This window comes from Mesorhizobium sp. WSM4823 (genome assembly GCF_055811195.1).
Genome location: NZ_JBVVQL010000007.1, coordinates 866 through 13620 on the forward strand (window position 1 = coordinate 866; position 12755 = coordinate 13620).

The window sequence follows — 12755 nt, forward strand, 5'->3', positions numbered from 1 at the left end:
GCGCCGGTGTCACCAGTTGCACCGGTATCGCCTGTTGCACCCGTCTCGCCAGTGGCTCCAGTGTCACCCGTTGCACCGGTATCGCCAGTGGCGCCGGTGTCACCAGTTGCACCCGTGTCGCCTGTGGCTCCGGTATCGCCCGTTGCACCCGTGTCGCCTGTGGCTCCGGTGTCACCCGTTGCGCCGGTGTCGCCAGTTGCACCCGTGTCGCCAGTGGCTCCGGTATCGCCCGTTGCACCGGTATCGCCAGTGGCTCCGGTATCGCCAGTGGCGCCGGTGTCACCAGTTGCACCGGTATCGCCAGTAGCACCCGTGTCGCCGGTGGCTCCGGTGTCGCCGGTATCGCCTGTGGCTCCGGTATCGCCAGTGGCGCCGGTGTCACCCGTTGCGCCGGTGTCGCCAGTTGCACCCGTGTCGCCTGTGGCTCCGGTATCGCCAGTGGCGCCGGTGTCACCAGTTGCACCGGTATCGCCTGTTGCACCCGTCTCGCCAGTGGCTCCAGTGTCACCCGTTGCACCAGTATCGCCCGTTGCACCCGTGTCGCCTGTGGCTCCGGTGTCGCCCGTTGCACCGGTATCGCCGGTCGCGCCAGTGGCGCCGGTGTCACCAGTTGCACCCGTGTCGCCTGTGGCTCCGGTATCGCCCGTTGCACCGGTATCGCCCGTTGCACCCGTGTCGCCAGTGGCTCCGGTGTCGCCCGTTGCACCCGTGTCGCCTGTGGCTCCGGTATCGCCAGTGGCGCCGGTGTCACCAGTTGCACCGGTATCGCCAGTAGCACCCGTGTCGCCCGTTCCACCTGAAGCGCCAGTCGCACCTGTGGCACCGGTCGAGCCCGCACCGGTGGCTCCAGTCGCGCCCGTGGCACCCGTCGGGCCCGTCGGGCCTATTTGACTCGTGAGGGTGAGACTACCACTATTGAACGTATCGCCATTATCGCCATTGTTGTCAGCCACCGTCGCGAACGTATAACCGCCTCCGGAAGGCGTAAGTGTGCCGTATAATTTGAAGCCGCTGTCGTAAATTAGATAAGTATGAGTAGTGTCTGGAACATTTATAGTTATAGCAAATGTAAAAACGAAACCATTCGACGCAGATGGAAGTTGAAAACTACCAACAATTTTATCATCTGAATATTCTGTTGTAGGCCCAGGGGGGTCTATAAATGTATTGTTGGTGTCAACAAGATAAAATGTGTTAATATTATTGCCGCTACCAGCAGCGATGCTTCCCTCGAGTGTCAGATTGCCTGAAGCAAGCACGCCGGTGTAAATTGCCAACCCATCCGAGGTCAGCGGCGGCAGGGGCGTGGACGCGTTCCCGCGTGGGGACAGTTCCCAGGCGCCGCCCAGGGCGGCTGCGCCAACCAGCGATCTCGATGCGCGAACGTCCGCGCCGACCGCCTTCTCCAGCGCCTCCAGGAAAGGTTCACCTGCATCCCCCGATGCCGTCTCGCAGCTCCACAGCCGCAGTTCGCCGTCCACGGCAAGAGATCTGCCTATTGCGGCGAAATCGTCAGCCGCTTCTTTCAATGTCCCCGATGACCACTCTCCTGCAGCGAAGCTAACCCGGCCAGGCGCGCCATGCGCCATGATATGAACCGCGTCGAGCCCTTCGTGCCCTGCGAGCGCGGCAGCGATCTGCTGCAGCGCCGGTCGGCGACCATCGAGCACAATTGCTCGGACTTCGGGCCGCAGGTTGCCGAGAACCATCTCCGGGTCGGAGACTGAAGGATCGACAAAAAGAATTTCAGAGGCACGGGCCATGACTGGCTCCTGTTGGCTTCGAATTCAATTCAAAGGGAAAACGCCCACCGGCTTGGCCGGCGAGCGTCAGGGACAATGAACTTGGGAGGCGGTCATCGCCCGGACGGACCCACGGCGCCGTCGGGACCGTCAACAGCTGGGGTCTCTACGCGCAGGAAGCTGGCGGTCTGGAAATTCCCGCCGTCGTCAAACGTGCCAATCGCATATGAGCGTGCGGTGCTGGGGACTTTGACGGTGAGGGCGACAGCCAGGCTTCGCTTGACGGTTTTGGGAAGAACGACCTGGCCAACGATCGCGCTCTTGGCCATGTCCAAAATAAAATAAGTTACATTGTCGGTCGTGTCGCCGATCGGCAAAACGCCCCGAACGGTGACTTCCATAACTGCAAACCCTGCTGTGTAGCTCATCACGCTCTCCTTGGTCGGCGGCTGTGCCGCAGCTTCTCTTGTTTCGTACCCTTAGGTTTCAATGGTTGGCGCGCGCCCGCGCTCGCTGAGATTCGGTCGCGGCAGCCATCGGCGCTCGAGACGCGCGGCATGCAGCAACCATGGAGGGACTTTCGCAGTACGCAGCCGGACGATCGGCGTGATCGCTTCCAGCGCCTGGCTGCGGATGGGGTTGAGAACTATTCAAGCGAGGGGTCCACAACGTGCTCCCCCGGATCGCACGGGATATTATTCTACCCACCGCAATTCCCTCCCCAGTCGTGCCAACGGGCTCGGCGCGAACTATTGAAGGGGCCCCGGATCGTGAAAAACGTCATCATTCGAATGGATGTTGTGCAGTAACTTGGCACGTCATCGGCGCTTCGGACGCGCCTCTTTCATTGGCGAAATCGAAGTCGTCATCGCCAGTTTTGCTCACCGAGATGGCCAGCTTCCGCGCACGAATAACGCGGGCAAGCTGTATCGCGCGCCAAGCGTCTGGCGCTCCTTGCGTGGGTGGGGTGTGTTGACGGTTTGCGGGTTGTCTTTAATCTTGAATCTTGACGGCAGCCCGCAAATGGCGGCGAAGTATGGAACATAGACCTGATGAACCGGAGCTCTCAATGCAGACAAATGCAGCTCGGACAGGGTCTGTTCGTGACATTTTCTGCTGATCTTGCTGGCGCTTCGGCTGGGGGGAAACAATGAAGGACAAGGTTAAGCTCGATTTCGCAGGACGATCTCTGCACCAACCGTGAGAACGAAATGATCGGATCTTCAGGATTCGGATTGTTCTATCGATCGGATTGGCAGAGGGTCGAGACAGCGGAGTAAATGCATGAGCGATCGAAACCTGAAAATCCAAATCGAAGCGGATCCCTGCTCGGCGAGGGCAAGGCGGCAATCGAACAATTCCCGTAAACGACAGCCAGGTTGAGAGTCGACAAATCACAGATGACAAACGGCAAGCGCCTTTGCCTCAACATGATCGTCAAGAACGAGATGGCCAACCTGCAGCGCTGTCTCGGGGCGGTTGTCGACCACATCGACTGCTGGGTCATTGGCGATACCGGCTCGACAGATGGGACACAGGATTTCGTCAAATCGTTCTTCGCCGCCCGCAACCTGCCAGGCGAGCTGCATGAGTTCCCATTCCACAATTTCGGGCAGGCGCGCAACGCCGCGCTGGATCACGCCTATGCCTCACCGCTTGCTTATGACTTTCTCTTGTTCGACGACGCCGACATGGAGCTGATGGTCGAGGACGCGGGCTTTCGCGAGCAACTCGACGGTCCGGGCTACCGGCTGCTGCAACGCGCGGATTCCGGCCTCGCCTATTGGAACACGCGCATAGTCCGGCGCGACGTCGGCGCGCGCTACCACGGGGTTACCCACGAATACATCGATGTGCCCGGAGGCGTGCAGCAACTGAGAAGCGCTTGGTACAAGGACCATGCCAGCGGTTCGAACCGGGTGGACAAGTTCGAGCGTGACGCCAGGCTGTTGCTGGAAGCGCTGGAGAAAGATCCCGAAAATCAACGCTACTGGTTCTACTTGGCGCAATCCTACCGCGATGCCGGACGGACAGCGGAGGCCGCGGCCGCTTACGCCAAGCGCGCCGTGATGGGCGGCTGGGACGAGGAGGCATGGAACGCCCGCCTGCAGCAGGCGCGCTGCCTGCGCAAGCTAGGCGACGAGGCCGGCTTCGTCGAGCAGGCGCTCGCCTCTTTCAATCAACGGCCACAACGTGCCGAGCCGCTCCACGACCTGGCACGGTTCTATCGCGACAAGGGGATGAACGACGCCAGCGTGTTATTTTCGGAAGCGGGGCTGGCGATCAAGCGACCCGACGACATCCTGTTTGTCGAGGATTTTGTCTACACGACGGGCTTGCAGGAGGAGTATGCGATCGCGGCAAACTACGCCCGCGACCCGGTACGCAAGGACCGCGGTTTTGCTGCTTGCAACTGGCTGGCGCTGAATCGGGACGTCGGTGATACGCCTCGCGAACTGGCCTGGTCCAACCTGTTCTTCTACGTCAAGCCCGCCAAGGCGATGATGCCATCCTTCAGCGCACGTCCGCTTGGGTTCACGGCACCCAACGGTTACAGGGCATCAAACCCGTCGGTGGCCCGATGGGGCGACAAGATCGTGCTCCTGCAAGGGGCCGGGAACCACAGCTTTTCCGAAGACGGTTTCCCTGGCGACTCGCCGGATGGAGCGGCCCATACGCGCAATTTCCTGCTTGGTTTGAGCGACGAACTCGACGTTCAGTCCGCAAACGAGATCTTGCCCCCGTCCGATTGGCCGAAGCCGGCTTACGACAAGGTCCTCGGTTTTGAAGACATGCGCCTGTTTGCCTGGCGCGAGGAGCTGTGGGGCGTCTCGTGTGTACGCGAGCTGACGCCGGAGGGTTGGTGTGAGCAGGTCATCGCGCGCATCGATGATCGCGGATCGAGCCCACAGCGGATGACTGACTGGCGCGTGGTGGAGCCGTCAGGCCCGCGTGTGCACGAGAAGAACTGGATGCCGCAAATCAAACCAGCTGGTGCAGCTGGCGGCGAGGAGCTGCAGTTCATCTATTTTGGTGACTCTGCCCAGGCAGTGGATGAGCGTGGTGGGTCTATCTCCAAGACATCGCCCGTGATCGCGACCCAACGGTTCAGGGGGGGCACCCAGCTGATCGCATTCGACGGCGGTTGGCTGGCATTGATTCACGAAGTGCTGTGGAGGGCTGCGGAGAAACGATACTACTACATGCATCGGTTCGTCTGGTTCGATGAAACGAACAACCTGCAAAAAGTGAGCCGCCCGTTCTTCTTCAACAGAAAGGCCGTTGAATTCGCTGCCGGCCTGGCCTGGCATCCGGATGAAAGGCGCTTGCTGATTTCCTACGGCGTGGCCGATAGCGAGTCCTGGATCGCGACAGTCGACAAAGCAGATGTGGGGGTTCTGCTCGAGGACGTGGATCGCCTGCCGTCGGGCGTGGCCTATACAGGGCCCAACCTGCCGCCATCGTCACGGCAATCCGGATCTCCACCGCATGGCGTTCCCGCAAGCAGAGACGCGACCAAGCCTTGCCTCTCTGGCGATCAAGCAAGAGGCGAGGCGCCGACGGAAAGCAAGAGCATCCGCTCCAGCAGTGCGAAATCGACAGAGGAGATGTTTGATGAGGTGGCGCCGTTTCTGCGTGACGCCGATTCACCGCTGAGACGAAGGGAGCAATCGCGCCAGTTCGACGCGCGGATTGCTCCATTCCTGGGTGGCGACAACGCCGCACTTCCGCAGATCAACTGTTTCTACGAGGTGATGTCCGACAAGGCCGAGCATCGTACCTTGATTGCCTCAGCAACGTCGATGCGAGCGGTGGGCCATCCGGTGCGGGTATGGACCTATTCGCCGAACAAACTCGAATTTCTGGTTCGGCACGGGGTCGAGATCCGGGATGCGAACGACGTCCTGCCAAAGGCCTTGTTCGACCGCATCGTCGCCGGCTCCGAGATCAGGTATTTCAGCGATATCTTTCGCTACGCCGTACTCTACGAGCATGGCGGGCTATGGATGGATTGCGACGTTATTATGCTGCGGTCGTTCCCCTTCCGTGGCGATCATTTTTTCAATCTGCAGTGGCGGGGAGCGCACAAGGGCCACTTCATCTGCGGCAACGTCATGTACGCCCAACCCCACAGTGGGCACCTCAGGACGCTGTATGAGATGTCGGTCGAGCGTTTCCATGGAACGCATGGCAAGGAATTCGGCGACATCGGCCCAAAGCTGCTCTCCGACTACATCGCGTCCGACGCAGGTGCCGAATTGCGTGACAGCGTAGCCAGCCCGATGTACTTCAACGCCATCGATTGGACGGAAATCGACAGGTTCGACAAGCCGATTGCCGAACTGGCTGACTACCTGAAGGACGAGCGCGTATTCGGCATCCATTTGTGGACGGCGCGCAACGACGCACGGCCGGGCGACGAAGGCGCGCCGTTGATTTCGCTGCTCATCAGCCCGCTCGACAGCTTCCCAACACTCACAAGTCTCGCCGACCGCTTCAATACCGACAAAAACCGGCGGACCGGCAACCGGCACGCCTATGCCAGAGTCTATGATCGCCTGCTGTCGAGCCAGCGGTTTTCCCTGCAGAGGCTCATGGAGATCGGGCTATGTCGTGGGCGGGCGGAAGGCAGGCAGACCGAAACGCCTTCGGTCTCGCTCTGGCAGAGCTATTTTCCGTTCTGCCAGGTGATCGGCGTCGACCTGACAGATTTTTCGCGGCTCAACAATGACCGGTTCAAATCGTTCATCTGCGACCAGTCCAAACTGGACGATCTGCGGGAGGTGGCCGCAAAGCTCGCACCAGGTTCGTTCGACGTGATCATCGACGACGGTAGCCACGCGTCATTCGACGAGCAGCTCACACTCCGCGAGTTCTTCCCTTTGCTCGCCGAGGGTGGCTGGTATTTCATCGAGGATCTCGATTGGCAGCCACCGGGTGAGGACTCCACCAAGATCACACTGACGAAGAACCTGCTGCGGGAAATCCAGCAATATGGCACCGCGCGATCGATCGATCCGCTGGGAGTGAGCGTGCTTGCCGGCCAGTTCGCCGAGATATTGTTCTTCGACAGTCACTACGAGTTGAATCGGGCAAGGCTGCTGGGAGGCCTCGTCGCAATCCGCAAGCGCGGCGGGTCGAGGCACGTCCCCTAGGCGTGGTCATGCAACAGGGCGCTGAGTAGCGGGGTGCATTTGAAAGTCGCAGTCTACACCATCGCATTGAACGAAGCCGCTCACGCCGAGCGGTGGGCAAACTCGGCCGTCGACGCCGACTATCGCATTGTGGCCGATACCGGCAGCACCGACGGCACGGTGGAGCGGCTGATGGCTGCCGGCGTTACCGTGCACCGGATAGCGATCCGCCCGTGGCGCTTTGACGATGCCCGCAACGCCGCCATGGCACTTATCCCCGCCGATGTTGACGTGTGCTGCACGATGGACATGGACCGATTTCTCGAGCCTGGCTGGCGGGCGAAGCTCGAGGCGGCCTGGAAACCCGAGACCACCGCCCTTTTTTGTCAGACCACCTACAAATCGCATGTCGATGACCCGACACCGTTGCGAAGCTGGCCGGCGAAGAATTTTCACCATCGCTGGGGGTATCGCTTCAAGCGGCCGGTCCATGAGGCCCTTGTCTTCACCGGAGAAAGGGAAGTGACGGCAAGCAGCAACGACATCGTCATGTTCGAGGTACAAGACCTCACCAAGCCGACCAGGAGCAGTTATCTGCCTCTGATGGAAGTTGCACACAAGGAAGATTCCGCTGACGGACAGATCTGCTTCTGGCTCGGTCGAGACTTGATGTGGGCCAATCAGCAAGATCGGGCCGTCCAGCTGCTTGAACGCTACCTTGCCTTGCCGACCAGCTTGTGGGGCGAAGAGCGATCCGAGGCAATGCGTTACATCGCGCGCATGCAGCCCGAGCACAGGTTGTCGTGGTTGGACAAAGCGCGGATGGAAGCGCCGCACCGCCGCGAGATCTGGCTCGACCTTGGCGAGGAGTTCCACGGCAAGGCCGACTGGCTGAATCTGTTCTGGGCTTGCACTAACGGCATCGAGAAAACGCGCCGCACCGGAAGCTATCTGGACGACGCAAACTGCTGGGGTTTTCGACTTTATGATCTCGGTGCGATCGCGGCGTGGCATCTCAACCTGATGGATCGCGCTGTGGAATGGGGACAAAAGGCGCTTGAACTGGATTCAGCCAATCCGCGCCTCAGAGATAATCTTGACTTCTTCCTTCGTCGACGGGAGGAGGTGCGGGTACCGAAATGAGCGAGCTCTCGCCATTGTCTCGTTCGCGCTTGTTCACGGCGTTCGGCACAGTCATGTATGTCGATCCCTCCACAGGTGAGTTGCGCCATGGCCCGAACGAGAGCAGTCCTGCGAACGCTTTTTTTGAGGCGGGCAGGGGTGAGGTAGGCAGGTATCGGGACGGTCAGCTGCTCCATGTGGTCGACCGCTCCTCCGAACCGATTGTCTGCTACGCCGACCGGTGCCTAGCCGTTTCACGGTCGCAGCGCGAAAATCGATCCGCTGATCCGACGACGCTCGAACAGATTCCCCTCGAACGTGGCCTGCTGGCAATGAGATCCGACCGCATGTTCTTGTCGGCGCTGCCCGACGGGCAAATTAGGCTGTCTGCGTTGGTCTGCAGCACGTGGGAGATTTTCATCGCGTCTGAAGACTGGTGCACAGAGTTCAGCGTGAACTACGACAATACTTGGCGTGTTGCAGAAACAGAATTCGATATAGGGCGGATACAAAGCTTCATCGTCCATCCGATCACGAGGGTAAATTCAAATAGGCGATCTAAACGCTGCAAAATTCTGATATTCGGATATACAAAATGGTCACATGGCAGGGTATATTATGATTTATCGCGCCGTTTGAGCAACAGAGGGTTTATAGTTGACATATTGGACTGGCAGTCCAATAATGCAAATCTGGTTGACGCTATTTCAAATTACTATGATTTTTATTTGACGGCTCTTGATGGGGTATGTGTTCTTGCCGATAACTACAAAGTACCATACGACAGGATAATAGCCGTATCTCATTCTGAGTTCGATATACGAATGCTGATCGAACAAAAAGGGTTAGATATTTTTAATAGATTTGCAAACTATGGCGTCGTTAGTGAGTATTTATATTCGGCGTCAGTAGTTCGCGGAGTGACGCGAGCGCCAAAAGTGGCGCCCTTGGGAATTGACTATCAGGCTTTTTTTTCCGCATTGCCTGAGCGACTAGCAACAGTTGGCTACGCCACTTCGATGTCGGTAACGACATACGGTGTGGAGTTGAAACGGGGAGAACTCGCCGAAAAGGCGGTTGAGGCGGCAGGTTTGGATTTCAAGGTGGCCGGCTCGACCGCAAAACAGATTTCATTCCACGACATGCCTAAGTTCTATCAGAGCGTTGACGCCGTTGTGACCAGTTCGATCAACGAGTCCGGTCCCTTGTCGGTGATGGAAGGCGCAGCGGCCGGGCGGCTAGTCATCGGGACTCCAGTGGGGCACTTTCCCCTCAAGGCCTATCTTGGCGGAGGTATCATAGCCCCGATCGAGCCGGAAAAGTTCAAGGCGTTCACCAGCGCTACTCTGCGTCACTACAAGGACAATCCCGGTGCATTCGTTGAGAAGTGCTACGCAATAAGGGAAGCTGCACGCAAATTCGACTGGCGGTATTCAATTGATGAATGGATCGACCTGATCGAAGGCAGAAGTCCGACTGGGCAACGTGGCGTCGTGAGCAGCGCTTTGTGACGGTCGTGTGGAGCAAGCATGAAGCGGCGTAACTTCATCCTTGGCGCAGGGAGTGCTTCTATGCTATTTGCGCGGCCCGAGTTGACGCGCTGGGGTGTTTCGTGGCCCGATACAGTGGCAATGTCCGCCCCCTCTCCGACGCTCCTCACCGCGCCGATCGCACTCGCAGGTGATTGGGGGCACATGCTTCCGCGTGCGGCAGAGCAAGTCGTCGAGCGCATGCGCCAGGTTTGCCTGGATGGCATCCGCCTGGTCTCCGATCGCCAGCCAGCGCGACTTCGCGTCGACCGACATGCCTCGGGTTCGCCGGCTGTCTGGCTGCATTCTGACAACAGCAGCATGGCCTGGGTCATCGTCGACATCGGCGAACGGGACTGGTCGAAGCTCGCTTATCAATTCGGGCACGAACTCGGCCATGTCTTTGCCAACAGCTGGCAGCGCGACGCCACGCCGGCGCCGCCCTGCCAGTGGCTCGAGGAAGCGATGGTGGAGGCCTTCTCGCTGCGCGGGCTGGCGCGGCTGGCAAAGAGTTGGAAAGCGGATCCGCCGTTCGCCGGCGACAACGCTTTCGGCGATTCCATTGCCCGGTATCGAAGGAACATCATCCGCAAGTATGGTGCGCTCGCCGACAGCCAGGGGCTCACCCGCGACGCCGCGGCATGGTTCGCCGGTCATCGCACCGAGATCGAAATACCCGGCCTCAATCCATTCGCGCAGGCGATGTCACTGACCATTCTCGCCGAATACGACAGTGCTCCGGACTGCGTCGAGGCGCTGGGCGCACTCAACCGCTGGCCCGGCCGCACCGGCCTGCCGATCGCTGAGTACCTGAAGCGATGGGAGGTGAGCTGTGCCGAACTGCAAGCCTCGCCGCGACTGCCGATCCGGCTGCGCGAACTGCTGCGCATCGCGTGACCAGCCAGAGTGAAGGAAGAACCCTCCACCTGCGATCTTCGGAAACCGCACCGAGCGCCAGGGGGCTGCGGCAACCGCGGAATGGAATGTGTCCAAAAGGTCAAGGTGAGGCGCGAGGTCGCGTACTCATTTTCTTCAGACAACAAAGGAGGCAACCATGAACTGGGAAAATGGACGCAGCTCAAAGGGAAAGCCAAGGAGCAATGGGGTGACCTTGCCGACGATGATCCTGACCGCGCCGAGGGCAACCGCGACCAGCTCCTAGGACGTATCCAAGAGCGATAGGGAATCGCCAAGGAAGAGGCAGAGCGTCAGATCGACGACTGGTCCAGAAGGATTAGCTGAGCTGATTTTTCTTAAGGCTCAATCGGCACATCCTGCTCAACTGGCGCGCTGTTAGTGAAGATAGGAAGCGTGGGCCGCCTGGCCCCTCTGGACCCTGGACAGCGATTTAACAGTTGAGGTGCCGCTGACACCTACAACCTTTCTTCGCGCTCAATTGTACGCCGCTCAATCCCCCGTCGGCTCGCGGGCGCAAAGCAACGCGGCCGCCTCTAGGCCGAGAATCTGGATCGGATCATGACCATTTTACTAAATTAGCAATCTTGCATGAAATGGCTTATAACTCGCGCCAGCCGGCAAACGACCCAACTGCTCGCCGGCTAGGCCCCCGGCGGCCCGCTGGTCACCCCCGATAGGCTGTCGGGCCATTGCTATCACAGTTCGGCAGCGACCAACGTGAAACGAGATCGAACCAACAACCCCGCAACCGGCACCAAGGGCACGCGCCACGGGCCGCCCGCAAACGATGAAGCAGGGCATTTGGAATTCTGCCCCGGTTGTGGCCAGACGTTCGACAAGCGGAACCTTCGCGAGGTGCTGCATCATCATCTCCCCGACCATGAGCCGTTGAAACTCGATCGATAGGTGAAACGTCTCTCGCACGGATAGTCTTCCGGCGGCACGCCGTCAAACACCACCGTTTGCAGTTGGACAGGAACCGCACTGAGAGGACTTTGCGTTCCGGATCGTATTCCGTTTGGTTATCGAACACCGGCAGGCGTGGATCTATCGCGCAAAAGCAGATGGCCGACATCAGGGGCGGCTCGCAACGGTTGCTCCTGGCGAAGGTTCGGAGCCGAACATGATCGCTGTGAAAATCGCGCGAAGTGTCTTCAGCCAGGGTTGAACCGTTCAATACTGCTCGAACCGGTCTGGCCGAAGACGAACGCCATCAGCAGTTCCGGCTCGATCACCGGCGCCCGCACGGCGCTCAATTGACCACGGTACTGGCGTTCGCCGACGCCGATGACAAAACCGCTGGTGACCGGCGTTTCGCCGTTGAGGTCGAGACGCGCAAAAATGTCGGCAACGTTGAGGTCCAGCGCCAGTTTGAGGTCGTGCCGTGCATCATCGTTTGATCTGGAAGGCAGTTGGCGCTTCACCAGTTGCTGGAATGGAGCATTGAAGGTCAGGATCTTCTTCGATGACGTCAAGGCAAATGCAGGCGAAGGGCAGGCAACCAGTATGGCGTTGATTGTCGTTATTGACGCAAGCTTACTCAACGTCACGTTTTCCTTCGCCTGTCCGCATATGCAGGCTACCCGGATCGCCGATGTCAGGTTCCCTTTCTGTGCCTGAGTTTCGGCTATCTCATCGATGAGCATGCCGATGGTGCACTTCCGGCTCTCAGCCATCTGCTTCAGCGATATCCAAAAAGCCCGCTCCAAGCGGATCCCGCGGCGCGTTCCGCCACGCGCCACAACTCGAAATTCCAGGCCAAAATCCTCCTTGGCGAGCGGCAGGAGTAGCGGATCGGGATTGCTGGGGGGAGAGGTGGCGCTAGCGCTCACTCATGGCCTCCTGTCGCGCCTTGTTGATCGGCTTCAAAAGGTAACTCAGGATCGTCTTGCGTCCGGTCCTGATGTCGACAGAGCAGATCCTGCCCGGATGAAGCCTTGCCATCCCGTTCGAGCGTCGATTTGTCTCTCGCGACACCGGCCGTCGCTTCCTTGAGCGTGAGGGCACTAGCGCTTCCGCGAGCCAACATCGAAATGTGATCAGAAGGCCAAGGCGCTTGCCAATGGCCACTTTGATTGTCGTATTCATTTCTACCCCCGCCCCACGCTCTGCCCTGCATTTTTTATGGCCAAGCCTTGTCACTGAGCTTTGACAGATTATCCGACAAATTCTTCGAATATGTGAGTGTTTATTGATTTTTAGCGCTGGCTAAGGACCGAATTCGGGCGACAAGTTTCGGAATGTACAAAAATGGCACATAAACAAGGGGCCCGGTACGGTTGTGGCAGGGCGGCCCTGCGCCTTTGACC

7 protein-coding genes and 3 pseudogenes are annotated in these 12755 nt (G+C 59.2%); 5 read left to right on the forward strand and 5 right to left on the reverse strand.

Going from position 1 to position 12755, the window contains the following annotated elements:
* From AC0L26_RS18570 to AC0L26_RS18580, 3 genes and pseudogenes are all read right to left on the reverse strand, one after another.
* Positions 1-838, reverse strand: a pseudogene (locus AC0L26_RS18570) (hypothetical protein); the annotation flags it as partial.
* 475 nt (positions 839-1313) lie between these two features.
* Positions 1314-1763 (reverse strand): annotated as a pseudogene (locus tag AC0L26_RS18575) (DUF4347 domain-containing protein); the annotation flags it as partial.
* Positions 1764-1855: 92 nt separating this feature from the next.
* Positions 1856-2170: a hypothetical protein gene (locus AC0L26_RS18580; protein ID WP_473633865.1), complete on the reverse strand. Its 315-nt coding sequence runs from the start codon at positions 2168-2170 to the stop codon at positions 1856-1858.
* A gap of 972 nt (positions 2171-3142) precedes the next feature.
* On the opposite strand from AC0L26_RS18580, the gene AC0L26_RS18585 reads away from it, so the two are divergent.
* From AC0L26_RS18585 to AC0L26_RS18605, 5 genes are all read left to right on the forward strand, one after another.
* Positions 3143-6898 (forward strand): glycosyltransferase, encoded by a 3756-nt coding sequence (locus AC0L26_RS18585; RefSeq protein ID WP_473633866.1) that lies wholly within the window; start codon positions 3143-3145, stop codon positions 6896-6898.
* A gap of 39 nt (positions 6899-6937) precedes the next feature.
* Positions 6938-8020, forward strand: coding sequence for a glycosyltransferase (locus AC0L26_RS18590; protein WP_473633867.1), 1083 nt, complete (start codon positions 6938-6940; stop codon positions 8018-8020).
* Positions 8017-9510, forward strand: coding sequence for a glycosyltransferase (locus AC0L26_RS18595; RefSeq protein ID WP_473633868.1), 1494 nt, complete (start codon positions 8017-8019; stop codon positions 9508-9510). Before AC0L26_RS18590 ends, AC0L26_RS18595 begins: the two co-directional genes overlap by 4 nt.
* Before the next feature lie 120 nt (positions 9511-9630).
* Entirely contained in the window at positions 9631-10425 is a 795-nt protein-coding gene (locus tag AC0L26_RS18600; protein WP_473633869.1) for a hypothetical protein, read from the forward strand.
* Between the two features lie 162 nt (positions 10426-10587).
* Positions 10588-10710, forward strand: coding sequence for a CsbD family protein (locus tag AC0L26_RS18605; protein ID WP_473634116.1), 123 nt, complete (start codon positions 10588-10590; stop codon positions 10708-10710).
* 890 nt (positions 10711-11600) lie between these two features.
* On the opposite strand, the gene AC0L26_RS18610 is transcribed toward AC0L26_RS18605, so the two are convergent.
* Together AC0L26_RS18610 and AC0L26_RS18615 are read right to left on the reverse strand one after the other, a co-directional pair.
* On the reverse strand, positions 11601-12278 hold the full coding sequence (locus AC0L26_RS18610) for a ribbon-helix-helix domain-containing protein (RefSeq protein WP_473633870.1): 678 nt from the start codon (positions 12276-12278) through the stop codon (positions 11601-11603).
* Positions 12268-12421: pseudogene (locus tag AC0L26_RS18615) on the reverse strand (HlyD family type I secretion periplasmic adaptor subunit); the annotation flags it as partial. The pseudogene AC0L26_RS18615 and the gene AC0L26_RS18610, both read right to left, overlap by 11 nt.
* Positions 12422-12755 lie beyond the last annotated feature (334 nt).